Source organism: Kitasatospora acidiphila (assembly GCF_006636205.1).
Classification (GTDB): Bacteria; Actinomycetota; Actinomycetes; order Streptomycetales; family Streptomycetaceae; genus Kitasatospora; species Kitasatospora acidiphila.
In genome coordinates this window covers 3,199,607-3,225,297 of record NZ_VIGB01000003.1, presented here as the reverse complement: position 1 = coordinate 3,225,297, position 25,691 = coordinate 3,199,607, and the positions used below count along the sequence as shown (strand labels likewise).

The following is a 25,691-nucleotide window of genomic DNA, read 5'->3' as shown; positions in this document are numbered from 1 at the left end:
ACAGCGGGTGCGGCGGCCGGGAGCGGACCGGGCGGGTCAGATGTGGACCACCGGGCAGGTGAGCGTCCGGGTGATGCCGTCGACCTTCTGGATCTTCGCGACCACCATGCGGCCCAACTCGTCCACGCTGTCCGCCTCGGCGCGGACGATCACGTCATAGGGACCGGTCACGTCCTCGGCCGTGATGACGCCCTCGATCTTGGCGATGGTCTCGGCCACTGCACTGGCCTTGCCCACTTCGGTCTGGATCAGAATGTATGCCTGTACCACGGAGGACCTCCCTGCGGCTGGGGTGGTGTGCACGACTACCGGGGTGACGCATCGAGCGAACGCGCCCCGCGCAGGGTGGGTGGCGGCGCGGGGGCGCTACGGAAGAAGACTGGATCACCACGCTACCGCGCCCCGGCCCCGGTAGGGGAGACCCGCCGCGTCGCGGTGGGCGTACGCTTCGCGCGGGGAGCGCGCCGCGTTCCCGTGACCGCACCGGAAACGCGCGAGAGGACGGCAGATGCAGGGGACCGTGGGCGAGCTCGGCGAGTTCGGCCTGATCAGTCAGCTCACCGCCCGGCTGACGCCGACCCCGGCGGTGGAGCTCGGCCCCGGCGACGACGCCGCCGTGGTGAAGGCGCCCGACGGCCGGGTGGTCGCCACCACCGACGTGCTGATCGAGGGCCGGCACTTCCGCCGGGACTGGTCCACCGCCTACGACGTGGGCCGCAAGTCCGCCGCGCAGAACCTGGCCGACGTCGCCGCGATGGGCGCGGTGCCGACCGCGCTGCTGCTCGGCCTGGTGGTGCCGGCCGACCTGCCCACCACCTGGGCCACCGAGTTGATGGACGGTCTGCGCGACGAGTGCCAGGTGGCCGGCGCCGCGGTGGTCGGCGGCGACGTGGTGCGCGGCGACACCATCACCCTGGCCATCACCGCCCTGGGCGACCTGCAGGGCCGGGCGCCGGTGACCCGCTCCGGCGCCCAGGTGGGCGACGTGGTCGCGGTGACCGGCTGGCTGGGCTGGTCGGCCGCCGGGCTCAGCGTGCTGGCCCGCGGCTTCCGCTCGCCGCGCGCCTTCGTGGAGGCGCACCGCCGCCCCGAGCCGCCGTACCACGCCGGGCCGGCCGCCAGCGAGCTGGGCGCCACCGCGATGGTCGACGTGAGCGACGGCCTGGTGGCCGACCTGGGCCATGTCGCGGCCGCCAGCGGGGTGGACATCGACCTGCGGGCCGCCGATTTCGACGTCCCCGCGCAGATGGCCGACATCGGGCAGGCGGTCGGGGTGGACCCGCTGGTCTGGGTGCTCTCCGGCGGCGAGGACCACGCGATCGCGGCCACCTTCCCGGCCGGCGCGCAGCTGCCGGCCCGCTGGCGGGTGGTCGGCAAGGTCGCCGACAAGGCCCGCCCCGGCACCCGGGGCCGGGTCACCGTCGACGGCGCGCCCTGGAACCGCACGGCCGGTTGGGACCACTTCGCCGACTGAGCTGGCTAACCTGGCCACCATGCGTATCGGTGTCCTTACCAGCGGTGGTGACTGTCCCGGGCTGAACGCGGTGATCCGATCGGTGGTGCACCGGGGTCTCGATGTGCACGGTGACGAGATCCTGGGCATCGAGGACGGGTTCCGCGGCCTGATCGAGGGCCGCGCCCGGGTGGTCGGGCACGACGACGTCACCGGTCTGCTCACCCTGGGGGGCACCATCCTCGGTTCCGCCCGGGTGCACCGGGAGAAGATCGACTGGGCGGTGGCGCACGCCCATCAGCTGGCCGCCGACCTGGGCATCGACGCGCTGATCGCCATCGGCGGCGAGGGCACCCTGGCCGCCGCCCGGAAGTTCAGCGACGCCGGGCTGCCCGTGGTCGGGGTGCCCAAGACCATCGACAACGACATCGACGCCACCGACGCCACCTTCGGCTTCGACACCGCGGTGCACGTCGCCACCGAGGCGATCGACCGGCTGAAGACCACCGCCGAATCCCACCAGCGGGTGCTGGTGGTCGAGCTGATGGGCCGGCACACCGGCTGGATCGCGTTGACCGCCGGCATCGCCGGCGGCGCGCACGGCATCCTGATCCCGGAGAAGCCGTTCGACATCGAGACGGTGGCCCGGATGATCGAGGAGCGGTTCGCCCGCGGCAAGAAGTTCGCCATCGTCGCGGTGGCCGAGGGCGCCGTCCCGGTGCCCGGCACCATGCTCTTCGACCACGGCGGGGTCGACCAGTTCGGGCACCGCACCTTCGGCGGCATCGGCACCCGGCTGGCCGACGAGCTGGAGGACCTGCTCGGCAAGGAGGCCCGCCCGGTGATCCTCGGCCACACCCAGCGCGGCGGCACCCCCACGGCCCGGGACCGGGTGCTGGCCACCCGGTTCGGCTGGCACGCCGTGGAGGCCGTCCACCAGGGCCTGTTCGGCCACTTCACCGCGCTGCGCAACACCGAGATCAAGCTGGTGCCGGTGGAGGAGGCGATCACCCGGCTGAAGACCGTGCCGCCCGAGCTGTGGGCGGAGTGCGAGTCGGTGCTCTGAGCCGGGTCCCGAGGCGTCGGGCCGGTCCGGGCAGCTCGCGGGGCGCGGCTAGATTAGGGGCATGGCCGTTTCCGCACCCCCACGGGTCCTCACCATCGCCGGCTCCGACTCGGGCGGCGGCGCCGGCATCCAGGCCGACCTGAAGACCATGCTGGCCCTCGGCGTGCACGGGATGAGCGTGCTCACCGCCGTCACCGCGCAGAACTCGCTCGGCGTCCAGGGCTACTGGGAGCTGCCCGCCGAGGCGGTGCGGGCGCAGTACCGCAGTGTGGTGGACGACATCGGGGTGCAGGCCGTCAAGACCGGGATGCTGGCCTCGGTGACGCTGGTGGAGACGGTCGCCGAGCTGCTCGCCGACTGCCCCGCCCCGGTCGTGGTGGACCCGGTCGGCGTCTCCAAGCACGGCGATCCGCTGCTGGCCGCCGAGGCGGTGGCCACCGTCCGGGACCGGCTGCTGCCGCACGCCACCCTGGCCACCCCCAACCTGCACGAGGTGGCGCAGCTCACCGGCATCACGGTGCTGGAGGAGGGCGAGATGCGCCCGGCCGCCGACGCCCTGCTGGCGCACGGCCCGCGCTGGGTGCTGGTCAAGGGCGGGCACCTGCCGGGGGAGGCCGCCGACCTGCTGGCCGGCCGGGACGGCGAGGAGTACTGGTTCCGGTCGCCGCGGTACGACAACCGGCACACCCACGGCACCGGCTGCACGCTGGCCAGCGCGATCGCCGCCGAGCTCGCCAAGGGCAGCCCGATGCCGGAGGCGGTGGCGGCGGCCAAGGAGTACGTCACCGGTGCGATCCGCGGCGGCTTCGCGCTCGGCGCCGGGATCGGCCCGGTCGACCACGGGTGGCGGACCCGTCACTAGCCGGGACCCGTCACTAGCCGGGACCCGGCACCGGCCAGGATGCGTCACTGGCCGGCCGGGCTCCGGCACCGGCCGGCATTTCCGGGAAAAGCAGCAGGCCGGCCCATCCGCGAGGATGGACCGGCCTGCTGAAAGAGGACCGGCGTACCGGTCTGCGCGTCAGCGCGAGACCTTACCGGCCTTGATGCACGAGGTGCACACGTTGAGCCGCTTCGGCGTACGCCCGATCACAGCGCGCACCGTCTGGATGTTGGGGTTCCAACGACGGCGGGTACGGCGGTGCGAGTGGGAGATGTTGTTGCCGAAGCCCGGCCCCTTGCCGCAGACGTCGCAGTTGGCAGCCACAGGAGTCACTCCAAGACTTCAGAATCAATTACGTTCGAAAACCCCGGCTGATCCACCCGGACCACTCTGCGTGGACCTGATCGGGTCAAGGGGGCAGCCCGGCTTGTTCCAGGCAACCGGAGCAGCATACAACGACTGCTCCGCCTCCACGAAACTACCATGGCCGGTCGCTTGATCACTCCCGCAGCGGACCGGGGCCACCACCGGCGATAACCTGCCCAGGCCTGGATAACCTGCCCAAAAGGCCCACCCCCGATTCCCGTCCCGTTCACCCGAGGAGCCCCGGTGCTGGACACGCTCGACGCCCCCGCCGTCCGCACCTGGTGCCGCCTCGCGCTCTCCGCCCTCGGCCAGGCCCGCGAGGAGATCGACGCGCTGAACGTGTACCCGGTACCGGACGGGGACACCGGGACCAACCTGTACCTGACCGTGGAGTCCGCCACCGCCGCCGTGGAGCACTGCTTCGACGGCGCCGCGGCCCCCGCGCTGGGCCAGGCGGCGCGGGCGATGGCCGACGGCGCGCTGATCGGCGCCCGGGGCAACTCCGGGGTGATCATGGCCCAGCTGCTGCGCGGGGTGGCCGAGGTGCTGGCGGCGGACGGCGGCGGCCCGCAGGCGCTGCGCGACGCCCTGGTCCGTGGCGCCGAGGCCGCCTACCAGGCGGTCTCCGAGCCGGTCGAGGGCACCCTGCTGACCGTCGCGGGCCAGGCCGCCCAGGACGCCGCCCGCACCCGGGGCCCGCTGGCCGAGGTGGCCGGCGCCGCCCACCGCAGCGCCCGCGACGCCCTGCTGCGCACCCCCGAGCAGCTCTCGGTGCTGGCCCGGGCCGGGGTGGTGGACGCCGGCGGCCGGGGCCTGGTGGCGGTGCTGGGCGCGCTGGCCGACGCGGTGGCCGGCCAGCAGCCGATGGGCCCGGTGGCGCTCGGCGAGGACCTGCCGCCCACTCATGCTCCCTGTGGCGAGCCCGAGCGGCTGCCCGGCCACCCCGCCTTCGAGGTGATCTACCTGCTGGACGCGCCGGACGAGACGCTGCCCCGGCTGCGGGCCCGGCTGGCCGGGCTCGGCGACTCGCTGGTGGTCGGCGGCGGCGACGGGCTGTGGAACGTGCACGTCCACGTGGACGACGCCGGCGCCGCGGTGGAGGCAGGCGTCGAGGCGGGCCGCCCGCACCGGATCCGGATCACCCACTTCGCCGAGGCCGCGGCCCGCGCCGGGGCCCGCGGCGGGGCGGCCGCCGAGCCCGCCGCCGAGCGCGCGGTGCTCAGCGTGGTGACCGGGGCCGGCCTGGCCGAGCTGTGCCGCTCGGCCGGCGCCGCGGTGCTGCCCGCCGACCCGGACGCCCCGCCGTCCAGCAGCGAGCTGGTCGAGGCGGTCCGCCGCTGCGCGGCCCGCGAGGTGATCCTGCTGCTCAACGACCCGGAGCTGCGGGCCGGCGCCGGCGCCGCCGCCGATCAGCTGCGCGAGGAGGGCCTGCGGATCGCGGTGCTGCCGACCCGCTCGCCGGTGCAGGGCCTGGCCGCGCTCGCGGTGCACGAGGCCGGCCGCCGGTTCGACGAGGACGTGGTGGCGATGACCTCCGCGGCCGGCGCCACCCGCTACGCCGAGCTGGCGATCGCCGAGGGGCAGTCCTGGACGATGGCCGGGGTCTGCCAGGCCGGCGACGTGCTCGGCCTGATCGACGGGGACGTGGCGGTGATCGGCACCGGGATCGCCGAGACCGGCGCCGAGGTGCTGAGCCGGATGCTGGCGGCCGGCGGCGAGCTGGTCACCCTGGTGCTCGGCGACGGCGCCCCGCAGGGGCTGGCCGACCGGCTGGTGGCGCACGCCCGGCGGCAGCGCCCGGAGGTCGACGTGTCGGTCTTCGAGGGCGGCCCGGAGTGCGCGCCGCTGCTCATCGGGGTCGAGTAGTGCCGCCCGGCTGTCCGTTCCGTGGTGTTCCATAGGGCGTGATGGCCGCTCTCGACGAACCCCTGACCAAGCTGGTCGGCGACCGCACCGCGAAGGTGCTCGCCGACAGCCTCAAGCTGCGCACGGTCGGCGACCTGCTGCACCACTACCCGCGCCGGTACGCCGAGCGCGGCGAGCTGACCAGCCTGGACGACCTCCAGGTGGACGAGCACGTCACCGTGCTGGCCCGGATCGAGAAGGTGACGCTGATCCCGTTCCGCGGCCGCAAGGGCGACCGCCTCGAAGTGATCGTCACCGACGGGCGCAGCAAGCTCACCCTGGTCTTCTTCAACCAGGGCTGGCGGCAGAAGGAGCTGCGGCCGGGCGCCCAGGGCCTGTTCGCGGGCAAGGTCGGGCTGTTCAACCGGACCAGGCAGCTGGCCTCGCCGGACTACCAGCTCCTCGACGAGGAGGCCGATTCCAGCACCGCGAAGCAGTTCGCCGGCCGGCTGATCCCGGTCTACCCGGCCAGCGCCCAACTGCCCAGCTGGAAGCTGGCCAAGGCGGTCGAACTGGCCCTGGACACCCGGCTCGACGAGGTCGGCGAACCGCTGCCCGCCGAACTGCGCGCCGACCGCGGCCTGATCGGGCTGCCCGAGGCCCTGGAGCTGATCCACCGCCCGCGCAGCCGGGGCGAGTTGGAGCGGGCCAAGGACCGGCTGCGGTGGGACGAGGCCTTCGTGCTGCAGATCGCGCTGGCCCAGCGCCGGGCCGCCGCCGGGGCACTGCCGGCCAAGCCCCGCCCGGTGCGCACCGGCGGCCTGCTGGAGGCCTTCGACGCCAAGCTGCCGTTCACCCTGACCGCGGGCCAGCAGGCGGTCGGCCAGGAGATCTTCGCCGACCTGGCCTCCGAGCACCCGATGCACCGGCTGCTGCAGGGCGAGGTCGGTTCGGGGAAGACGCTGGTGGCGCTGCGCGCGATGCTCGCCGTGGTGGACGCCGGCGGGCAGGCGGTGCTGCTGGCGCCCACCGAGGTGCTGGCCCAGCAGCACCACCGCTCGATCGTGGAGATGATGGGGGAGTTGGCCGAGGCGGGGATGCTCGGCGGGGCGGAGATCGGCACCAAGGTGGCGCTGCTGACCGGATCGATGGGCATGCCGGCCCGCCGCAGGATGCTCTCCGACATGGCCTGCGGCAACGCCGGGATCACCATCGGCACCCATGCCCTGATCGAGGACAAGGTGCAGTTCCAGGACCTCGGCCTGGTGGTGGTGGACGAGCAGCACCGGTTCGGCGTGGAGCAGCGGGACGCGCTGCGCGCCAAGGGCGGCCAGCCGCCGCACCTGCTGGTGATGACCGCCACCCCGATCCCGCGCACGGTCGCGATGACGGTCTTCGGTGACCTGGAGACCTCGGTGCTGGACCAGCTGCCGGCCGGCCGTTCGCCGATCTCCAGCCATGTGGTGCCGGCCCTGGAGAAGCCCAACTTCCTCGCCCGGGCCTGGGAGCGGGTCCGCGAGGAGGTGGCCAAGGGCCACCAGGCCTATGTGGTCTGCCCGCGGATCGGCGACGAGGAGGACGACCCCAAGGCGGCGAAGAAGAAGCGCAAGGCCCCCGAGGACCTGGAGGAGTTGACGGGCGAGGACACCGGCGCGGGCAGTGACGAGCGGCGTCCGCCGCTCTCAGTGGTGGAGACCGCCGAGATGCTGGCCAAGGGCCCGCTGGCCGGGCTGCGGCTGGAGATCCTGCACGGCCGCCTCGCCCCGGAGCTGAAGGACGACGTGATGCGCCGGTTCGCGGCCGGCCAGGTCGACGTGCTGGTCGCCACCACGGTGATCGAGGTGGGCGTCAACGTGCCCAACTCCACCGCGATGGTGATCATGGACGCCGACCGGTTCGGGGTCTCCCAGCTGCACCAGCTGCGCGGCCGGGTGGGCCGGGGCAGCGCGCCGGGCCTGTGCCTGCTGGTCAGCGAGATGCCGGCCGGCTCCGCCGCGCGGGCCCGGCTGGACGCGGTGGCCGGCACCCTGGACGGGTTCGAGCTCTCCCGGATCGACCTGGAGCAGCGCCGCGAGGGCGATGTGCTGGGCCAGGCCCAGTCCGGCGTGCGCTCCTCGCTCAAGGTGCTCTCGGTGCTGGACGACGAGGAGGTGATCGCCGCGGCCCGTGAGGAGGCGGCCCGACTGGTCGCCGCCGACCCGGAGTTGACGGACCATCAGGATCTGCGCGCCGAGCTGGCCGGGCTGTTGGACGAGGACCGCGCGGCCTATCTGGAGAAGGGCTGACCGGGCCCTTCGCGGCAGGCCGGGCAGGCCGGATTGTCAGTGCCCCGAGGGAGAATGAAGGTGTTCAGGACGCAGCCAACATGCGTTCCTGGCGCGACACTTGGGGGTTCTCACATGGCATTCCGTCATCTCAACGAGCTTCCGCTGGGCGACAAGGTCTTCCGGGTCGAACTGGCCAGCGACGACGACCGCGAGGTCACCCTCACCCTGACCGGCTGGCGCGAGGGGGCCGCGGCCACCCCGCTGGCCAGCGGTCGGCTGCGCCTCCCGGTGGAGGACGTCGCCAACCTGCGGATCGCCCTCAACCGGGCGCTGCGCGCACTGGCGATCGTGGCCGACGTCTCCGAGCCGATCCCCGACCGCGATGTGCTGCGCGAGCTCTACCCCGGCCACGGCGCCCCCTGGGTGCCGCAGCACGAGGAGGAGCTGACCCGGCGGTTCCACGAGGGCGAGACCATCGCCCGGATCGCCGCCCGCTTCGGCCGCACGCCCGACTCCGTCCGCACCAAGCTGCGCGAGCTCGGCCACGACCCGCGCCGCCCCGAGTACTGCCCCCCGGACGGCTGCCTGTCCTGGTCGCGGTACGCCTCGCCGGCCCTGCTCGGCGCAACCCCGCAGGAGTAACCCGTCGCCCGGGCCGCCGGTCGCCCCGTATAGCGTGGTCGTACCCGAGACCGATCGCACGAAGGATGGGTATGACCCGCGTCATCGCCGGGGCGGCCGGCGGCCGCCGGCTGGCCGTCCCGCCCGGCCGGGGCACCCGGCCGACTTCCGACAAGGCCCGTGAGGCGATGTTCTCCACCCTGGAGTCGCTGCGCGGCACCCTGACCGGGGCCCGGCTGCTCGACCTGTACGCCGGCTCCGGCGCGGTCGGCCTGGAGGCGCTCTCCCGGGGCGCCGCGCAGGTGCTGCTGGTGGAGGCGGACGCGGCGGCGGCCCGGGTGGTCCGGGCCAATGTGAAGACGGTCGGCCTGCCCGGCGCCGAGGTGCGGGCCGAGCGGGCCGAGCGGGTGGTGGCCGGCCCGGCGCCGCAGACCCCGTTCGACCTGGTCTTCCTGGACCCGCCGTACGCGGTGACCGACGCCGAGGTGCGCGAGATGCTGATCACACTACGGGCTGGGGGCTGGATCACGGACGACGCACTCGTCACCGTGGAACGCAGCACCCGGGGCGGCGAGTTCGCCTGGCCCGGGGGATTCGACGCGCTCCGCTCCCGCCGCTACGGCGAGGGCACGCTCTGGTACGGACAGGCCGTCTGAGGCCCGCCCCCGCCGAGCTCCGCAGCGACCAGCGACCTGCCGAAAGGGACACCACCGAAATGCGCCGCGCCGTCTGTCCGGGGTCCTTCGACCCGATCACCAACGGGCACCTCGACATCATCGAACGGGCCTCCAAGCTCTACGACGAGGTGTACGTCGCGGTGCTGATCAACCCGAACAAGCGGGGGCTGTTCAGCGTCGAGGAGCGGATCGAGATGATCGAGGAGACCTGCGCGGCGTACGGCAACGTCAAGGCCGAGTCGCACCAGGGCCTGCTGGTGGACTTCTGCCTGGAGCGCGACATCCCCGCCATCGTCAGGGGCCTGCGCGCGGTCAGCGACTTCGACTTCGAGCTGCAGATGGCGCAGATGAACCGCGGCCTGACCGGCGTGGACACCCTGTTCATGCCCACCTCGCCGACCTACAGCTTCCTCTCGTCGACCCTGGTCAAGGAGGTCGCCGGCTACGGGCGGGACGTCTCGCACCTGATCCCCCCCACGGTGCACCGCCGCCTGGTGGACCGCATCGCCGAGCGGGCCGCCGCGCAGTGAGGAGGGGGCGGGGATTCTGACGTACAGTCGGTATCCCCGCCCCGCGGTACTCACGGAAAGACGGAAGCCCCGTGGACGTGCAGAACAGAGTCGACGAGATCATCGGCGTGGTCGAGAGCGCCAGGTCGATGCCCATGTCGGCGTCCTGTGTGGTGAACCGGGCCGAGCTGGTCGCACTGCTGCGCGAGCTGCGCGAGGGGCTGCCCGCCGAGCTCGCGCAGGCGCAGTCCGTGATGGCGGACCACGAGCAGATGGTGGCCGACGCCCGCGGGGAGGCCGAGCGGATCATCCAGGGCGCGCACGCCGAGCGCGGCTCGCTGATCTCCGACACCGAGGTGGTCCGCCGGGCCCAGGCCGAGGCCGACACGATCCTGGCCGAGGCCCGCGAGGAGGTCGCGGTCAAGCGCCAGGAGGCCGACGACTACGTCGACTCGAAGCTGGCCAACTTCGAGGTGGTGCTCACCAAGACGCTCGGCGCGGTCGGCCGCGGCCGCGACAAGCTGCGCGGCGCGGGCGGCTACGAGGCCGAGGACGGCGAGGAGTTCCAGCCGCACACCAGCCCCAGCCCGGAGGTCGACGAGTACGTCGACGCCAAGCTGGCCACCCTGCAGACGGTGCTCAGCGGCACCCTGGAGGCGGTCGGCCGGGGCCGCGACAAGCTGCTCGGCAAGAAGCCGATCGACGAGCTCGCCGCCTACCTCGCCCTCGCCGACGAGGCGCAGGAGCAGAAGGACCGGGCCGAGGCGGTGGCCGCCGGCTTCGCCGGGGACGGCGAAGAGGAGCGGCCCTGGTACCGCGAGCCGGAGCAGCCGCCGGCCGCCGCGGCCTGGCCGGGGCAGCAGGGCGCCACCGAGGGCGGGTGGCCGCAGAGCGCCGAGCAGGGCGGCTATCCGGCCCAGCAGCCGGCCGTGGCCGGCTACCCGGGCGGGGAGTACCAGGATCCGTACGGCGGCGCCTACGACCCCGCCGCGGCGGCCTACGGCCACGGCCAGTACGGCTACCAGCAGCCCGAGCACGCCGACCCGTACGCGGCCGGCTACGGCGCCGGCTACCCGGAGCCGGCCGGCGGCTACCAGGTCCCCCGCAGCCCGGCTACCAGCCGCAGCAGTACCAGGGCTACCAGCAGGGCGCCGCCCAGCAGCCGGCCCTGGACGAGACCAGCTTCTTCGACACCAGCATGATCGACATGACCAGGCTGCGCGAGCTCGGCGGCCGCTGAGCCGATGGCGTCCAGGGGTGCGAAGTTGGGCCTGGGCCCGACCTCGGGTACGCTGACCACTCCGGCCCTTTGATTGCCGGACCGTTCGGCTGCCCGCGCACCCCTCGTGCGTGACCCGGACCACACCGCCCCCACCGCGCGCCGCAGGGATGCGCCCGCCGCCAGGAAGTCAGGAACCGTGAACCGCCTCGACCATCGCGACCCGCTCGTGTTCGACACGCATGAGCTCGGCCGTCGCCCCGGCTCGATGCGCCAGGTGTCCCGCACCCTTCCGGCGCCCGAGGGCTTCGGCATCGAGGACGTGATCGGCGTTCCGGTCGGCAGCGAGATCGCGCTGGACCTGCGGCTGGAGTCGGTGGTCGAGGGAGTGCTCGTCACGGGCACCGCCGAGGCCGATGTGACGGGCGAGTGCGTGCGCTGCCTGGAGCCGGTCGAGGACGAACTCGACGTCGAGTTCCAGGAGCTGTACTACTACCCGGAGACCGACGAGCGCGGCCGGGCGGCCTCCAAGGACGACGAGTCCGACGAGGACGAGGATGAGACTTACCGGTTGGAGGGCGATTTCTTCGACCTGCAACCGGTGCTGCGTGACGCGGTGGTGCTCGCACTGCCGCTGCAGCCGGTGTGCCGGGAAGACTGCCTGGGCCTGTGCTCCGTTTGCGGGGCGCTGCTCAACGAGGACCCGGACCACCACCACGATGCCGTCGACCCCCGGTGGGCGGCTCTGCAGGGACTCTCCGCCGGCCACGGCGACGAGGGTGACGAGAACAGCGACACCCGTGAGGGTCTCGCCGAGAACCAGGAGAAGTAGCCGTGGCTGTTCCGAAGCGGAAGATGTCGCGCAGCAACACGCGCCACCGCCGTAGCAACTGGAAGGCTGCCGTCCCCGCGCTCGTCGCGTGCGACCGCTGCCACGAGCCGAAGCTTGCGCACATCGCGTGCCCGAGCTGCGGCACGTACAACCGTCGCCAGGTCCTCTCGGTCTGATCGGCGGGGTGCATCGATCGATGTCGGACGCTCACTCCTCCCGCAAGTCGTCTCCCGGCAACGGGGCTAAGGGCAGCGGGCCGGCTTCGACGGCATACGACGTCCTGGAAGGGCGCCTCGGGTACACACTTGAGCGCGCCCTTCTGGTACGTGCCCTGACACACCGCTCGTTCGCCTACGAGAACGGCGGTCTGCCCACCAATGAGCGCCTGGAGTTCCTGGGCGACTCGGTACTGGGCCTGGTGGTGACCGACACCCTCTACCGCATCCACCCGGATGTCCCGGAGGGCACACTCGCCAAGTTGCGCGCCGCAGTGGTCAATTCGCGCGCGCTGGCCGAGGTCGGCCGAGGCCTGGACCTCGGCGCGTTCATCCGGCTCGGCAAGGGCGAGGAGGGCACCGGCGGACGTGACAAGTCCTCGATCCTCGCGGACACCGTCGAAGCGATCATCGGCGCCGTCTACCTGGACCAGGGTCTGGACGCCGCCACCGAGTTCGTGCACCGGCTGTTCGACCCGCTGATCGCGGAGTCCTCGCAGCTGGGCGCCGGCCTGGACTGGAAGACCAGCCTGCAGGAGCTGACCGCCCAGGTGGGCATCGGCGTGCCGGAGTACGTGGTCGAGGAGTCCGGTCCGGACCACGAGAAGACCTTCAACGCCGCGGCCCGAGTGGCCGGCGAGGCCTTCGGCAGCGGCACCGGCCGCTCCAAGAAGGAGGCCGAGCAGAAGGCCGCGGAGAGCGCCTGGCGGGCCATCAAGGCCAAGTACGGCGACCCGTCCACCCCCGCCGCCTGAGGGCGGTGAGCCGGCCATGCCCGAACTCCCCGAGGTCGAGGTGGTCCGGCGCGGCCTGGACAGCTGGGTCTGTGGCCGCACCGTGGCCGAGGTCGAGATCTGCCACCCGCGCGCGGTGCGCCGGCAGACCGGCGGCGGTCCGGAGTTCGCCGCCCGGCTGACCGGCCGCACCCTGGGCCCGGCCCAGCGGCGCGGCAAGTACCTGTGGCTGCCGGTCGACGAAGCCGGAGGGGATTGTCACAGCGCGCTGCTCGGGCACCTCGGGATGAGCGGCCAGCTGCTGGTGCAGGACCCGGCCGTCCCCGACGAGACCCATCTGCGGGTCCGGCTGCGGTTCACCGACGGCGGCCGTGAGCTGCGCTTCGTGGACCAGCGCACCTTCGGGCACCTGGCCGTCGACGAGACCGACGCGCAGGGCCTGCCCGCCGCGCTCGCGCACATCGCCCGCGACCCGCTGGACCCGCTCTTCGACGACGCCGCGTTCTTCACCGCCCTGCGCGCCAAGCGCAGCACCGTGAAGCGGGCGCTGCTCGACCAGTCGCTGATCAGCGGCGTCGGCAACATCTACGCCGACGAGGCGCTGTGGCGCTCCAAGCTGCACTACGACCGCCCCACCGAGACCCTGACCCGTCCGCTGGCGGCCACCCTGCTGGCCAACGCCCGGGACGTGATGGCGGCCGCGCTGGCCGTCGGCGGCACCAGCTTCGACAGCCTCTATGTCAACGTCAACGGCGAGAGCGGCTACTTCTCCCGCTCGCTGGACGCCTACGGGCGCGAGGGCGAGCCCTGCTACCGCTGCGGCACCCCGATCCGCCGGGCGGCCTGGATGAACCGCTCCAGCTACTTCTGCCCGCGCTGCCAGCGCCTGCCGCGCCAGCGCACCTCCTGACGCACCGTCAGCGCGCGGGTTCGGGCTCCCTGGCCTCCGGGTGCAGCGCGCCCTCGCCCTCGCCGTAGTGGGCCACCGCGACCGCGCCGACCACCGCGAGCACGAAGCCGAGCAGGCCAAGCCAGGTCAGGCCGGCCCGGGTCGCGTCGCCCAGCCAGACCACCCCGACCACGCCGGGCACCACGGTCTCGCCCACCACCAGGGCGGCGGTCGCGCCGTTCACCGAGCCGACCTGCAGCGCCACCGTGTGCAGGTACATCCCGCCCAGGCCGCCGACCATGATCGCGTACAGTGCCGGGTCGCTGAGCAGCGTGCCGAGGTCGAACGGGTTGATGCCGCCGAGCACCCGCACCCCGATGCCGAGCGCCCCGAAGAGCAGGCCGGAGACCAGCCCGGCCACCACTGCGCCGCTCGCACCCAGGCGGCGCACCAGCAGGGTGCCGCCGGAGATCAGCAGCACCGAGATCAGCAGCAGCAGCCAGTGGCTGCCGACCGGGGTGTGGGTGTGGCCCTCGGGGCCGGCGGCGATGGCCAGCAGCACCAGGGCGCCGCAGACCGTGCCGATCGCCGCCCACTCCGGCCGGCGCAGCCGCAGGCCGAGCATCTTGACGCTGGCCAGCGCGGTGATCACCAGGTTGGCGCTGATCACGGTCTGGGAGAGGAAGAGCGGCAGCAGCCGGGAGGCGAGCGCCGCGAGCGCGAACCCGACGAAGTCCAGCACCGTGCCGAGCAGGAACTCCCAGGTGACCACGGCCTTGGCGGTGGAGTTGAGGCTCGGACCGCCGTGCTCGGTGCGCTGCCGGTCGGGCTGCTCGGCGGCCTCCTGGCGGGCCGAGCGGCGGGAGCCGACGGCCTGCAGTACCGAGCCGAGTCCGTAGCAGGTGGAGGCCGCGATCGCGGTCACCAAGCCGATGATCACAAGTACTCCTGATGGGGGGTGTGATCCCCACTATGCCCTGTCGCCGTCGGCCCCGAGAACACGCCTGGGGCGGCTGCGGCGTTCGCACAGCACCCGCAGCCCGATCGCGGCCCCGGCCGCCGCCATCGCCGTGATCATCACCGGGAACCCCTGCACGGCCCACCTGGCGGCCCCGGCGGCCAGGGCCTTGGCATCGCCGTAGCGCTCACCCTGGGCCAGCAGTTCGACGCCGGCCGTGGTCGCCAGCACCACCGGCGCGATCGCGCTGACCACCCACCACCAGCCGGCCCGGGTCGCCAGCCAGGCCCCGGCCGCGGCGCCGGCCACGGTGAGCACCCCGAAGACGCCGGCCGGCGCGGAGCCGCGCAGCTCGTCGGCGAGCGCCCCGACCACCGGCAGGCCCAGTGAGACGGTCAGCACCTGCCCGGAGGTCAGCCGCCGGGCCCGGCAGTGGGCGCGGTACCTGGCGCGCGCCAGGGCCCGGGCTCCGATCCGCCCGGCGCCCGGCCCGTCCGCGGTCCGGCGCGGACCGGGCAGCGCGGCCCGCCCCCGGCTCCGGCCGCGGGTGGGGGCGCTGCTGCGTCACCGGTGACCGAGGAAGCCCGTTGCCCTGCCATGATTCCCGACCTCGTCCCTTGGGCGGTCCGCCGAGTGGCGAACGTAACTATTGCGTAAGAGAAAGACTCTTGACCCGGTTTTGAGAGTTCCTTGGCGGACATCGCAAACACCTTGCCGGAGCGCGGAGTTGGCGGGCCCGGCGGGTTGGCGGCCGGGGGTCCGGAACCGGGTGCTCCTGATCGGTCCGGTGAACGGCCCGGTAGCGTCTGAAGTATGAGAATCGTTCTTCGCCGCTCCCGGGCGGGCGGCCCGGCGGCAGTCCTGGCCGTCCTGGTCGGGCTGCTGCTCCTGCTCCTGCCCGGCACCGCCATGGCGTCCGGCGGGCTGGACGACGCCGCCGCCTCCCTCAAGCAAGGCAAGGTCTACGTCGACCCGGCCATGACCGGCCGGTTCTCCCAGGCCCAGGCCGACGCCCTGACCAAGAAGATCAAGGACGCCGACAAGCCGATCATGGTGGCCGTCGTCCCGGACAGCTCGCAGTACCCGGCGAAGAGCGTCTTCCAGGACCTGCGCACCAAGGCGGGCATCACCGGTGTCTACGCCGTCTGGCGCGGCGACCAGTTCGGCGTGCGGGCCGACTCGAGCGCGCTGAACGGCCAGACCGCGCGGAACTACGCTCAGGCCGCCTATGACTCGCACCACGGTGACATCAACGGCACACTGACCGATTTCGTCACCAACGCCGCGCCGAAGGTCTCCGGCCACGCGCCCGGTTCGTCCAAGTTCAGCGCCGCGATGATCGTGGTGCCGCTGGTGCTGCTCGCCCTGGTCGGCGTCGGCGCCTTCCTGCTGGTCCGCCGCTCCCGCAAGCGCAAGGCCGAGAAGCAGGCCAACGAGCTGCGGGCGCTGCGCACCGTGGTGGACGAGGACATCACCGCCTTCGGAGAGGAGCTGGAGCGGCTGGACTTCAACCCCGGCTCGCCGAGCGCCGACGACGCCCAGCGCGCCGACTACACCCGCGCGCTGGACTCCTACGAGAGCGCCAAGAAGCTGATGGACGCGGCCACCCGGCCCGAGGACGTCACCGCGGTCACCACCGCGCTGGAGGACGGCCGGTTCTCGCTGGCCACCCTGGCGGCCCGCCGCGAGGGCCGGGCGCTGCCCGAGCGCCGTCCGCCGTGCTTCTTCGACCCGCGGCACGGCCCCTCGATGCAGGACGCGATGTGGTCGCCGGCCGGCGGCGCGCCGCGCCAGGTGCCGGTCTGCGCCGACGACGCGATGCGGCTGGCCAGCGGCCTGGACCCGGCGATCCGCACCGTGCAGACCGACCAGGGTCCGCAGCCGTACTGGAACGCCGGCCCGGTCTACGGCCCGTGGGCGGGCGGCTACTTCGGCGGCTACGGCTCCGGTCTGCTGCCCGGTCTGCTGGTCGGCACCATGCTGGGCTCGGTCTTCTCGGGCCCGCCGGCCTACGGCTACGGCGACGGCGGGTTCGACGGCGGCTTCGACGGCGGTCACGAGCGCTACGAGGGCGGCGACTTCTCCGGCGGCGACTTCAACAGCAACGACTTCGGCGGCTTCAACAGCTCCGACTTCGGCGGCGGCTCCGACTTCGGGGGCGGGGACTTCGGCGGCGGCTCCGACTTCGGTGGCGGTGGTGACTGGTAGGCCCGCCACCCGGCCGATGCCCGTGGCCCGTCCGCTCCTCCTCCTGAGCGGGCGGGCCACGGGCATAATCGACGGATGCACGAGCACGTCCGAGCCACCGCCTGGGTGCGCGGCAGGGTCCAGGAGGTCGGCTTCCGCTGGTGGACCAGGGCCCGCGCGCTGGAGATCGGCGGCCTCACCGGCTACACCTCCAACCTCTCGGACGGGCGGGTCCAGGTGGTCGCCCAAGGCACCCGGGCGGACTGCGAGCGGCTGCTGGAGCTGCTGCGCGGCCCCGGTACCCCCGGACGGGTCACCGGGGTGACCGAGATCTGGGGCGAGCTGCGGCCCGGCTACGACGGCTTCGCGATCCGCTGACCGAGTCGGCCGACCGGGTCCGCCGGGCGACCGGGCGGTCATGCGGTGTTGGGGCCGGTGTCAAGCCGTGTTGTTCGACGGTTGCCATTTCGCTCCGTCCGTGGTTGACTCCGCATCGTGCAGTGATCCACCGCAGTCTGCGGTGTGTTCGCCGCTGCCCATGGCGTGAGTCAACCGCCATGCAGGTGACAGCGGCGTTGTAGCGCGCGGTGATCGTGTTGACCCGTACGGTCTTTGGTGAGACGCTGGAAGCCCGCGCACGTGACGGCGATTTTGAGCAAGGTCATGCCCTGTGGCCGCATAACCACGGTGTCTGACCTGTGGTGCCGAGCCGGCACTGCCCTTGTCGTGCAGCGCGTGCGTCATCCCTTCCCCTCGACCTGTACCGTACCGGTTCGGTCACTCAGCGTGGAGGACCATTCATCATGGCAAAGGCGCTTCTCGGGTACGTCGGCGGCCCCGACCCGCGAATGCTCTCCGAGATGCGGCGGCTGCAGCAGCGCGTCCTGGACCTGGAAGCCGAACTCGTTCGGATGCAGGCCGAGAACAACGCGCTCGTCGCTGTCGCTGCCGAGCACTCCCTGCTCGACAGCATCGATCTTGGGCAGCGGGAGCCCGCACTCACCTGAATATTCAGGATCGAATCGACCGGCTAGACACCGGCCGATTTTGTCGCGCAGGCCGATTTCTGCCGCGCACCGACGCGACACCTCGGGACGCGATCATCAGGGACGTCGTCAGCGGCGTCCCTTCGTGCCTTCCACTGCACCCTCCACCGCGGTTTCCGCCAAGGCAGCCGCTGAAGCAGCACCGCGCCAGCCACCCACCTCCAGCTGTGTTTTCCTCAGGCTGCCCACGGCCCGGCCGACCGAAACCGGGCGACGGCGGCGATTACAGTCTCACGGGTGCACCTGAAGAGCCTGACCCTGCGCGGCTTCAAGTCCTTCGCCTCGGCGACCACGCTGCGCTTCGAACCCGGCATCACCTGCGTGGTCGGCCCGAACGGCTCGGGCAAGTCCAATGTGGTCGACGCGCTCTCCTGGGTCATGGGTGAACAGGGTGCCAAGTCGCTGCGCGGCGGCAAGATGGAGGACGTCATCTTCGCCGGGACCAGCGGTCGGCCGCCGCTCGGCCGGGCCGAGGTCAGCCTCACCATCGACAACACCGACGGCGCCCTGCCGATCGACTACGCCGAGGTGACGATCACCCGCACCATGTTCCGCAACGGCGGCAGCGACTACGCGCTGAACGGCCAGACCTGCCGGCTGCTGGACATCCAGGAACTGCTCTCCGACTCCGGCATCGGCCGGGAGATGCACGTGATCGTCGGCCAGGGCCGGCTCGACTCGGTGCTGCACGCCGACCCGCAGGGCCGCCGGGCCTTCATCGAGGAGGCCGCCGGGGTGCTCAAGCACCGCAAGCGCAAGGAGAAGGCGCTGCGGAAGCTGGACGCGATGGCCGCCAACCTCAACCGGGTGCAGGACCTGGTCGCCGAACTGCGCCGACAGCTCGGACCGCTGGGCCGCCAGGCCCGGATCGCCCGGCGGGCCGCCGGCATCCAGGCCGAGCTGCGCGACGCCCGGCTGCGGCTGCTCGCCGACGATCTGCTGACCCTGCGCCAGGCGGTCCAGGCCGAGGCCGCCGACGAGCAGGCACTGCGGCAGCGCCGGGACGCGGTGGAGCGGGACCTGCTGGCCGCCCGGCAGCGCGAGGCCGTGCTGGAAGCCCAGGTGGAACAGCTCGGGCCGCGCCTGGAGACCGCCCGCACCGCCTGGTACCAGCTGGCCGCCCTGGGCGAGCGGACCCGCGGCACCATCGGGCTGGCCGAGGCCAGGGTGCGGCACGCCACCAGCGGCGGCGAGCCGGAGCGGCGCGGCCGCGACCCCGAGGAGCTGGCCGCCGAGGCCGAACGGGTCCGCGAGGAGGAGGCCGCGCTCACCGAGGCCCTGGAGGCGGCCCAGCAGGCGCTGGACGAGGCGGTGGCCCGCCGCGCCGAGTCGGAGCGCGAACTGGCCGCCGAGGAGCAGCGGTTGCGCGCCGCGGCCCGGGCCGCCGCCGACCGGCGCGAGGGGCTGGCCCGACTGCAGGGGCAGGCCGCCGCGGCGGCCTCCCGGGCGGCCGGCGCCGAGGCCGAGATCGAGCGGCTGACCGCGGCCCGCGACGAGGCCGCGGCACGCGCCGAGGCGGCCGGCGCCGAGTACCACGAACTGCGCGACCAGGTGGCCGAGCTGGAGAGCGGCGACCAGGAGCTGGAGGCGGCGCACGGGCAGGCGGGGGACCGGCTGGCCGGCGCGGAACGCGAGGTCAGCGGTGCCCGCGAGGCGGCCGCCGCCGCCGAGCGCGAACTGAGCGCGCTGACCGCCCGCCACGAGACCCTGGCGCTGGGGCTGCGCCGCAAGGACGGCACCGGCGCGCTGCTGGCGGCGGGGAGCGGCTGACCGGACTGCTCGGCCCGGCGGCGGCGCTGCTCACCGTGGCGCCGGGCGACGAGGCGGCGCTGGCGGTGGCGCTCGGCGCGGCCGCCGACGCGCTCGCGGTCAGCGACCGGCCGACCGCCGTGGCGGCGCTGCGACTGCTGCGCACCGAGGACGCCGGACGGGCCGCGCTGCTGATCGCCGACGCACCTGACACCACGTCACCTCGGGATGCCCTGCCCTCCGGTGCCCGCTGGGCCGGCGAGCTGGTGGCCGGCCCGGCCGAGCTGCTGCCCGCCGTGCGCGCCCTGCTCGCGGACACCGCCGTGGTGGCCGACCTGGACGCCGCCCAGCAGCTGCTGGACACCCACCCGGAGCTCACCGCCGTCACCGCCGAGGGCGACCTGCTGGCCGCCGGCTTCGCCCAGGGCGGCGCGGCCGGCCCGCCCAGCCAGCTGGAGACCCAGGCCGCGGTGGATGCCGCCGCCCGGCAGATCGAGGAGCTCACCGAGCGCTGCGCCGAGCTCGCCGAGCGGCTCGCCCAGGCCAAGGAGGCGCGCCGGGAGCTCGCCGCCGAGCTGGAGCGGCTGGCCGCCGAGCAGCGCGGCGCCGAGAAGCAGCGCGCCCAGACCGCCGGCGCGCTGGGCCGACTGGGCGGCCAGGCCCGGGCCGCCACCGGGGAGGCCGAGCGCGCGGCGGCGGCGCTGCAGCGCGCCGAGGAGGGCCGCGAGGCGGCGGTGCGGGCCGCCGAGGAGCTGGCCGAGCGGCTGGCGGTGGCCGAGGAGCTGGCCGACCAGGACGCCGACGAGCCCGACCAGGCCGAGCGCGACCGGCTCGCCGAGCAGTCCGTGCAGGCCAGGCAGCAGGAGCTGGAGGCCCGGCTCGCGGTCCGCACCCATGAGGAGCGGGTCCGTTCGCTGGCGGGGCGCGCCGACAGCCTGGACCGCGCTGCCAAGGCCGAACGGGAGGCCCGGGCCCGGGCCGCCGACCGGGCCCGCCGGGCCGCGCACGAGGCGGCGGTGGCCGGCGCGGTGCTGGCCGGCGCCCGGCAGCTGCTCGCCTGCCTGGAGGTCTCCACCTCCCGGGCCGAGGCCGAGCGCACCGGCATCGAGCAGGCCCGCGCCGCCCGGGAGGCCGAGCTGCGGGCCGCCCGGGAGCTGGGCCGGGAGCTCAAGGACGAACTCGACAAGCTGGTCGACGCCGGCCACCGGGACGAGGTGCTGCGCGCCGAGAAGCGGCTGCGGATCGAGCAGCTGGAGGCCAAGGCGCTGGAGGAGTTCGGCGTCGAGTCGCAGGCGCTGCTGGCCGAGTACGGCCCGGACCAGCCGGTGCCCCCGGCCCCGGCCGAGGAGGGGGAGCAGCCCGGCGAGCCGCGCCCGTACGTCCGCGCCGAGCAGGAGAAGCGGCTGCGTGCCGCCGAGAAGGCCTACCAGCAGCTGGGCAAGGTCAACCCGCTGGCGCTGGAGGAGTTCGCGGCGCTGGAGGAGCGCCACAAGTTCCTCGGCGAGCAGCTGGAGGACCTCAAGCGCAGCCGCCGGGACCTGCTGGACATCGTGCGGGACGTGGACCAGCGGGTCGAGGAGCTGTTCACGGCCGCGTTCCACGACACCGCCGCCCAGTTCGAGGGCGTTTTCTCGCGGCTCTTCCCGGGCGGCGAGGGCCGGCTGGTGCTGACCGACCCGGACGACATGCTGGCCACCGGGGTGGAGGTGGAGGCCCGCCCGCCCGGCAAGAAGGTCAAGCGGCTTTCGCTGCTCTCCGGCGGCGAGCGCTCGCTGACCGCGGTCGCCATGCTGGTCGCCATCTTCAAGGCCCGGCCCAGCCCGTTCTACGTGATGGACGAGGTGGAGGCGGCGCTGGACGAGACCAACCTGCGCCGGCTGATCGCGATCATGGAGGAGCTGCGGGACAGCTCCCAGCTGATCGTGATCACCCACCAGAAGCTGACCATGGAGTGCGCCGACGCGCTGTACGGCGTCACCATGAAGGGCGACGGCATCTCCCAGGTGATCAGCCAGCGGCTGCGCGAAGAACACCGGGAGCGCAAGGTACCGATGCGACAACAGCGCAAGGCCGTCCAGCCTGCCTGACCCCGCTTCGGCCGCGAATCGCGGATACTTGCAGGGTTGTGACTCCTCCCTCTCGTCGCCGAGAGGGCTTCTCACTCGGTCGTGATGACCTCATGACGGCCAAGCCCTGACCGGCACCAAGCGGTACACGGCAGAGCGTAGCAGTAGCGTGGCGGAACGTCACCGGCGCGAGGATCACCAGCCAGCCCGGTGCGAAGGAGCTTGTTTGTGGAATACGTGATCCTTGCCGTAGTCATCGCCGTGATCGCCGTTGGTGCGGTTGCCGGCCTCGTCGTCAGTGGCAGACGACGTAAGGAACTGCCCCCGAAGTCCACGACGACCATCGCGCCGCCGGCGCCCAAGGCCGAGGCGCCCGCGCCGCAGGCCGAGGAGCCGCACGTCGGCGACGAGGCCGCGCCGCCGCGCGAGGCGCCGGCGCAGACCGTCGAGGAGGTCGAGCTCCCGGCCGAGCCGGTCGAGGTCACCCCCGAGCAGGTCACCGAGGCCCCCGCGCTGGAGGTGCCGGAGCCGACCGCCGGCCGGCTGGTGCGGCTGCGCTCGCGGCTGTCGCGCTCGCAGAACGCGCTCGGCAAGGGCCTGCTGACCCTGCTCTCCCGGGACCGCCTCGACGAGGACACCTGGGAGGAGATCGAGGACACCCTGCTCACCGCCGACATAGGAGTGGCCCCCACCCAGGAGCTGGTCGAGCGGCTGCGCACCCGGGTGAAGGTGCTCGGCACCCGCAGCCCCGACGAGCTGCGCGGTCTGCTGCGCGACGAGCTGGTCGAGCTGATCGGTGCCGACACCGACCGCTCGCTGCACACCGCCAAGCAGGAGGACGGCCGTCCCGCGGTGCTCCTGGTGGTCGGCGTCAACGGTGTCGGCAAGACCACCACCTCCGGCAAGCTCGGCCGGGTCCTGGTGGCCGACGGCCGCACGGTGGTGCTCGGCGCGGCCGACACCTTCCGCGCCGCCGCCGCCGACCAGCTGCAGACCTGGGGCGAGCGGGTCGGTGCCCGCACGGTGCGCGGCCCGGAGGGCGGCGACCCGGCCTCGGTCGCGTTCGACGCGGTCAAGGAGGCGATCGCCGAGGGCGCCGACACGGTGCTGATCGACACCGCCGGCCGGCTGCACACCAAGACCGGCCTGATGGACGAGCTCGGCAAGGTCAAGCGGGTGGTGGAGAAGCACGGCCCGGTGAACGAGGTGCTGCTGGTGCTGGACGCCACCACCGGGCAGAACGGCCTGGTGCAGGCCCGGGTCTTCGCCGAGGTGGTGGACATCACCGGCATCGTGCTGACCAAGCTGGACGGCACCGCCAAGGGCGGCATCGTGGTCGCGGTGCAGCGCGAGCTGGGCGTGCCGGTCAAGCTGATCGGCCTGGGCGAGGGCGCCGACGACCTGGCGCCGTTCGAGCCGGGTGCCTTCGTGGACGCGCTGATCGGCGACTGATCCGATCGCCGACCGCGCAACTGGGCCGCTTCCCCGACGGGGGAGCGGCCCAGCGGCGTTTCTCCCTACCGCCCGGTCAGGAGGCGAGCCAGGCCGGCTCGGCGGCCAGCCGGCGCTGCCGGCCGCGGTGGCAGGCGTAGGCCAGGGTGCCGAGCAGCAGCCGGGCCTGCGGCGGGCGGACCGCGCTCTCCCGGCACGGCGGGCGCAGCCAGCGCACCGCGCCCTGGCCGGGCAGCGCGGTGGGCGGCGCGGTGAGGTAGCCGCCGGCGCCGTGGCAGGCCAGGTCCAGCGCGGCGTCGTCCCAGCCCATCCGGTAGAGCAGGTCGGGCAGCTTGTCCGCGGTGCCCTGGGCGACGAAGAACAGCAGCCGGCCGGTGGCGGAGGCCAGCACCGGGCCGACCTGGGTGCCCATCCGCTCCAGCCGGACCAGGGCGTGCAGTCCGGCCGGCTCGGGCACGTCGAGCACGTCGAAGGAGCGCCCGGTGGGCAGCAGCACCGCGCCGTCCCGCTTGCCGTCCCAGAGCGCGCACACCTCGTGCGGGGTGGCGCCGGGCGCCAGCTCGCGGGCCGGCTCGCCGGGCAGCGGGTGCAGTCCGGGGGCGGCGCAGTGCGGCCGGCCGCAGCGGCACGGTCCGGCCGGCACCCGGGCGGGTCCGCCGAGCGCCACCGCCCAGCCCCAGCGGCCGGCGTACTCGGCCGCGGCCCGGCACGCGGTGGCGCGGCTGCGGCGGCGGACGCCGAACCTCAGATCGCCGAACAGGTTGTCCATGCCTCCCCAACAGATTTCGGTTGCCGGCGGTTACGGGATCGTGACGTTGTGTCAAAATTCTGCCCCCAGGCGTGACCTCACGGTGGGCGGCGCGCGGATGATGGTGTGCGCCGGGTGGCGCGGGCAGCCCCGAGCGGAGGGCCGCCTTCCAGTGAAGCGCCGCTGACGGTTCGTCGCTTCACTCCTGGGGGTGGCGAATGGTGGCGTTTCTCGGGGAAGCATCCCCCGGACGGCCCACGGCGGGCTACGTTCGGATCACGCCCCGGCAGGGGTGCGGTGCCGAGCGGGAAACGAGAATGGGGACCCCGGCGGGGTCGGGCGGGACAGGTGGACCCAATGGCAGAGAAACAGCCCAACGAGAAGCTCACCGCGTGGTTCACGCGCAGCGGGTGGTCGAAGGGCGAGTTCGCCCGGCAGGTGAACCGGCAGGCTCGCCAGCTCGGTGCCCACCACGTCAGCACCGACACCTCGCGGGTGCGCCGCTGGCTGGACGGCGAGCAGCCGCGCGAGCCGATCCCGAAGATCATGTCCGACCTGTTCTCGGAGCGGTTCGGCTCGGTGGTCTCCGAGGAGGACCTGGGCCTGCGGGTGGCCGTGCCGGTCTCCACGGTGGCCGGCGGCGGGGTCGACCTGCCCTGGAGCGGCCCGCAGACGGTGCAGCTGATCAGCGAGTACTCGCGCAGCGACCTGATGCTCAACCGCCGTGGCTTCCTGGGCACTTCGCTGGCCCTGACGGCCGGTGCGGCGCTGATCGAGCCGATGCAGCGCTGGCTCACTCCCGGCCCGAACGGCAACCCGACCCCGATCCTGACCGCGGCCAACGGCGGTGAGCAGTACACCGGGCGGCTCTCCGAGCCGGAGCTGCAACTGCTGGAGCAGACCACGGTGATGTTCCGCCAGTGGGACGCGCAGAACGGCGGCGGGCTGCGCCGCAAGGCCGTGGTCGGCCAGCTGCACGAGGTCACGGACCTGCTGCAGGAGACCTACCCGCCGGCCGTCACCCAGCGGCTCTTCCGGCTCACCGCCGAACTCGCCCACCTGGCCGGCTGGATGTCGTACGACGTGGGCATGCACCCCAGCGCCCAGAAGTACTACGTGCTGGCGCTGCACGCGGCCAAGGAGGCCGGCGACCGGCCGTTCGGCGCGCTGATCCTCACCGACATGAGCCGCCAGATGATCCACCTGAACCGCGGCGAGGACGCCCTGGAGCTGATCCACCTCGCCCAGTACGGCAGCCGGGACACCGCCACCCCGCGCCAGCAGGCGCTGCTCTACGCCATGGAGGCCCGCGCCTACTCCAACATCGGCGAGGTCAACCGCTGCGCCCGGGCGGTCCGGCTGGCCGAGGACACCTTCACCGACGCCGGCCCGGTCGAGCGGGCCCCGGACTGGCTGCGGTTCTTCTCCGAGGCCGAGCTGTACGCGGAGAACGCCCACTCGTTCCGCGACCTCGCCTACCACTCCAGCCGCAGCCCGCGCTACGCCTCGCTGGCCGCCCCGCACATGGAGACCGCGGTCAACCTGTTCCGCCAGGACATGGAGAACCACACCCGCACCTACGCCTTCAACCTGGTCGGCATGGCCAGCGTCCACCTGCTGCAGGGCGAGCCCGAGCAGGCCGCGGTGATAACGGAGCAGGCGGTGGAGATCGCCGGCAAGGTGCGCTCGGAGCGGCTGAACACCCGGGTCCGCAAGACCACCGAGGCGGCCACCCGGGACTACGGCTCCGTCCCGGCCGTCAACCGGCTGGCCGATCTGGTGGTGGAGCAGATCCCCGAGTACGAGGCGGTCTGATCGGTCAAGGCGGCCGCGACCGGCGCAGTTCACGCGTCCGTAACGCGGCCGTCAACCGTGTCACGGCCGCGAAACACCGAGCCGCACTGACCGA

At 73.4% G+C, this 25,691-nt stretch carries 22 protein-coding genes and 2 pseudogenes; 19 read left to right on the top strand and 5 right to left on the bottom strand.

Translation table 11 applies throughout. The annotated features are described in order from the left end of the window. Window positions 1-36: 36 nt before the first annotated feature. Window positions 37-270: an Lrp/AsnC family transcriptional regulator gene (locus tag E6W39_RS15180; RefSeq protein ID WP_141633987.1), complete on the bottom strand. Its 234-nt coding sequence runs from the start codon at window positions 268-270 to the stop codon at window positions 37-39. 238 nt (window positions 271-508) lie between these two features. Between E6W39_RS15180 and E6W39_RS15175 the strand changes: the two genes are divergently transcribed. From E6W39_RS15175 to thiD, 3 genes are all read left to right on the top strand, one after another. Beyond that, a complete protein-coding gene (locus E6W39_RS15175; protein WP_141633986.1) occupies window positions 509-1,474 on the top strand; it encodes a thiamine-phosphate kinase in 966 nt (321 codons plus the stop codon). A gap of 19 nt (window positions 1,475-1,493) precedes the next feature. After that, window positions 1,494-2,519: a 6-phosphofructokinase gene (locus tag E6W39_RS15170; protein WP_141633985.1), complete on the top strand. Its 1,026-nt coding sequence runs from the start codon at window positions 1,494-1,496 to the stop codon at window positions 2,517-2,519. A gap of 61 nt (window positions 2,520-2,580) precedes the next feature. After that, window positions 2,581-3,381 (top strand): bifunctional hydroxymethylpyrimidine kinase/phosphomethylpyrimidine kinase, encoded by an 801-nt coding sequence (gene thiD / locus E6W39_RS15165; RefSeq protein WP_141633984.1) that lies wholly within the window; start codon window positions 2,581-2,583, stop codon window positions 3,379-3,381. A 159-nt stretch (window positions 3,382-3,540) separates the two neighbouring features. On the opposite strand, the gene rpmB is transcribed toward thiD, so the two are convergent. Next, on the bottom strand, window positions 3,541-3,726 hold the full coding sequence (rpmB, locus tag E6W39_RS15160; protein WP_035846000.1) for a 50S ribosomal protein L28: 186 nt from the start codon (window positions 3,724-3,726) through the stop codon (window positions 3,541-3,543). A gap of 285 nt (window positions 3,727-4,011) precedes the next feature. On the opposite strand from rpmB, the gene E6W39_RS15155 reads away from it, so the two are divergent. The 10 genes and pseudogenes from E6W39_RS15155 to mutM all read left to right on the top strand — a co-directional run bounded on the left by E6W39_RS15155 (window position 4,012) and on the right by mutM (window position 13,597). Beyond that, entirely contained in the window at window positions 4,012-5,634 is a 1,623-nt protein-coding gene (locus tag E6W39_RS15155; RefSeq protein WP_141633983.1) for a DAK2 domain-containing protein, read from the top strand. A 41-nt stretch (window positions 5,635-5,675) separates the two neighbouring features. Beyond that, window positions 5,676-7,898 carry an ATP-dependent DNA helicase RecG gene (gene recG / locus E6W39_RS15150; protein WP_141633982.1) on the top strand — a complete coding sequence of 741 codons (2,223 nt, stop codon included), beginning with the start codon at window positions 5,676-5,678 and terminating at the stop codon, window positions 7,896-7,898. A gap of 114 nt (window positions 7,899-8,012) precedes the next feature. Continuing rightward, on the top strand, window positions 8,013-8,522 hold the full coding sequence (locus E6W39_RS15145; protein WP_141633981.1) for a hypothetical protein: 510 nt from the start codon (window positions 8,013-8,015) through the stop codon (window positions 8,520-8,522). Continuing rightward, window positions 8,447-9,157 carry a 16S rRNA (guanine(966)-N(2))-methyltransferase RsmD gene (rsmD, locus tag E6W39_RS15140; RefSeq protein WP_267286755.1) on the top strand — a complete coding sequence of 237 codons (711 nt, stop codon included), beginning with the start codon at window positions 8,447-8,449 and terminating at the stop codon, window positions 9,155-9,157. The genes E6W39_RS15145 and rsmD overlap by 76 nt, the downstream gene beginning before the upstream one ends. 59 nt (window positions 9,158-9,216) lie before the next feature. Continuing rightward, entirely contained in the window at window positions 9,217-9,708 is a 492-nt protein-coding gene (gene coaD / locus E6W39_RS15135; protein WP_101382346.1) for a pantetheine-phosphate adenylyltransferase, read from the top strand. Between the two features lie 71 nt (window positions 9,709-9,779). Further along, window positions 9,780-10,927 (top strand): annotated as a pseudogene (locus tag E6W39_RS15130) (ATP synthase F0 subunit B). Window positions 10,928-11,105: 178 nt separating this feature from the next. Continuing rightward, window positions 11,106-11,738 (top strand): YceD family protein, encoded by a 633-nt coding sequence (locus E6W39_RS15125; protein WP_141633979.1) that lies wholly within the window; start codon window positions 11,106-11,108, stop codon window positions 11,736-11,738. A gap of 2 nt (window positions 11,739-11,740) precedes the next feature. Further along, complete coding sequence (gene rpmF, locus E6W39_RS15120) at window positions 11,741-11,914, top strand: 50S ribosomal protein L32 (RefSeq protein WP_101382349.1); 174 nt, start codon at window positions 11,741-11,743, stop codon at window positions 11,912-11,914. 20 nt (window positions 11,915-11,934) lie between these two features. Next, the gene (gene rnc, locus E6W39_RS15115; protein WP_141633978.1) at window positions 11,935-12,708 is read left to right on the top strand and encodes a ribonuclease III; all 774 of its coding nucleotides are present in this window, start codon (window positions 11,935-11,937) and stop codon (window positions 12,706-12,708) included. A gap of 16 nt (window positions 12,709-12,724) precedes the next feature. Next, a complete protein-coding gene (gene mutM / locus E6W39_RS15110; protein ID WP_141633977.1) occupies window positions 12,725-13,597 on the top strand; it encodes a bifunctional DNA-formamidopyrimidine glycosylase/DNA-(apurinic or apyrimidinic site) lyase in 873 nt (290 codons plus the stop codon). A gap of 7 nt (window positions 13,598-13,604) precedes the next feature. On the opposite strand, the gene E6W39_RS15105 is transcribed toward mutM, so the two are convergent. Both E6W39_RS15105 and E6W39_RS15100 read right to left on the bottom strand, forming a co-directional pair. Next, entirely contained in the window at window positions 13,605-14,516 is a 912-nt protein-coding gene (locus E6W39_RS15105) for a hypothetical protein (RefSeq protein ID WP_141633976.1), read from the bottom strand. 30 nt (window positions 14,517-14,546) lie between these two features. After that, the gene (locus E6W39_RS15100; protein ID WP_141633975.1) at window positions 14,547-14,936 is read right to left on the bottom strand and encodes a hypothetical protein; all 390 of its coding nucleotides are present in this window, start codon (window positions 14,934-14,936) and stop codon (window positions 14,547-14,549) included. A 411-nt stretch (window positions 14,937-15,347) separates the two neighbouring features. On the opposite strand from E6W39_RS15100, the gene E6W39_RS15095 reads away from it, so the two are divergent. The 5 genes and pseudogenes from E6W39_RS15095 (at window position 15,348) to ftsY (ending at window position 23,034) form a co-directional block, all read left to right on the top strand. Next, window positions 15,348-16,742, top strand: a complete 1,395-nt coding sequence (locus tag E6W39_RS15095; protein ID WP_141633974.1) for a hypothetical protein — start codon at window positions 15,348-15,350, stop codon at window positions 16,740-16,742. A gap of 75 nt (window positions 16,743-16,817) precedes the next feature. Continuing rightward, a complete protein-coding gene (locus E6W39_RS15090; RefSeq protein WP_141633973.1) occupies window positions 16,818-17,099 on the top strand; it encodes an acylphosphatase in 282 nt (93 codons plus the stop codon). A 425-nt stretch (window positions 17,100-17,524) separates the two neighbouring features. Then, window positions 17,525-17,728: a hypothetical protein gene (locus E6W39_RS15085; protein ID WP_101382356.1), complete on the top strand. Its 204-nt coding sequence runs from the start codon at window positions 17,525-17,527 to the stop codon at window positions 17,726-17,728. Window positions 17,729-18,004: 276 nt separating this feature from the next. After that, window positions 18,005-21,603 (top strand): annotated as a pseudogene (gene smc / locus E6W39_RS15080) (chromosome segregation protein SMC). Between the two features lie 207 nt (window positions 21,604-21,810). Next, window positions 21,811-23,034, top strand: a complete 1,224-nt coding sequence (gene ftsY, locus E6W39_RS15075) for a signal recognition particle-docking protein FtsY (protein ID WP_141633972.1) — start codon at window positions 21,811-21,813, stop codon at window positions 23,032-23,034. Window positions 23,035-23,110: 76 nt separating this feature from the next. Here ftsY and E6W39_RS15070 read toward each other — a convergent pair whose 3' ends face one another. Continuing rightward, window positions 23,111-23,803 (bottom strand): bifunctional DNA primase/polymerase, encoded by a 693-nt coding sequence (locus tag E6W39_RS15070; RefSeq protein ID WP_141633971.1) that lies wholly within the window; start codon window positions 23,801-23,803, stop codon window positions 23,111-23,113. A 336-nt stretch (window positions 23,804-24,139) separates the two neighbouring features. Between E6W39_RS15070 and nsdA the strand changes: the two genes are divergently transcribed. Further along, window positions 24,140-25,597, top strand: coding sequence for a transcriptional repressor NsdA (gene nsdA, locus E6W39_RS15065; RefSeq protein WP_141633970.1), 1,458 nt, complete (start codon window positions 24,140-24,142; stop codon window positions 25,595-25,597). Window positions 25,598-25,691 lie beyond the last annotated feature (94 nt).

Bases quoted from the DNA above. Each gene is read 5' to 3' on its own strand.
- nsdA (WP_141633970.1), top strand. From the start codon at position 24,140: ATGGCAGAGAAACAGCCCAACGAGAAGCTCACCGCGTGGTTCACGCGC.
- E6W39_RS15170 (WP_141633985.1), top strand. From the start codon at position 1,494: ATGCGTATCGGTGTCCTTACCAGCGGTGGTGACTGTCCCGGGCTGAAC.
- E6W39_RS15145 (WP_141633981.1), top strand. From the start codon at position 8,013: ATGGCATTCCGTCATCTCAACGAGCTTCCGCTGGGCGACAAGGTCTTC.
- thiD (WP_141633984.1), top strand. From the start codon at position 2,581: ATGGCCGTTTCCGCACCCCCACGGGTCCTCACCATCGCCGGCTCCGAC.
- mutM (WP_141633977.1), top strand. From the start codon at position 12,725: ATGCCCGAACTCCCCGAGGTCGAGGTGGTCCGGCGCGGCCTGGACAGC.
- E6W39_RS15095 (WP_141633974.1), top strand. From the start codon at position 15,348: ATGAGAATCGTTCTTCGCCGCTCCCGGGCGGGCGGCCCGGCGGCAGTC.
- E6W39_RS15070 (WP_141633971.1), bottom strand. From the start codon at position 23,803: ATGGACAACCTGTTCGGCGATCTGAGGTTCGGCGTCCGCCGCCGCAGC.
- recG (WP_141633982.1), top strand. From the start codon at position 5,676: ATGGCCGCTCTCGACGAACCCCTGACCAAGCTGGTCGGCGACCGCACC.
- E6W39_RS15175 (WP_141633986.1), top strand. From the start codon at position 509: ATGCAGGGGACCGTGGGCGAGCTCGGCGAGTTCGGCCTGATCAGTCAG.
- rnc (WP_141633978.1), top strand. From the start codon at position 11,935: ATGTCGGACGCTCACTCCTCCCGCAAGTCGTCTCCCGGCAACGGGGCT.
- coaD (WP_101382346.1), top strand. From the start codon at position 9,217: ATGCGCCGCGCCGTCTGTCCGGGGTCCTTCGACCCGATCACCAACGGG.
- E6W39_RS15085 (WP_101382356.1), top strand. From the start codon at position 17,525: ATGGCAAAGGCGCTTCTCGGGTACGTCGGCGGCCCCGACCCGCGAATG.
- E6W39_RS15090 (WP_141633973.1), top strand. From the start codon at position 16,818: ATGCACGAGCACGTCCGAGCCACCGCCTGGGTGCGCGGCAGGGTCCAG.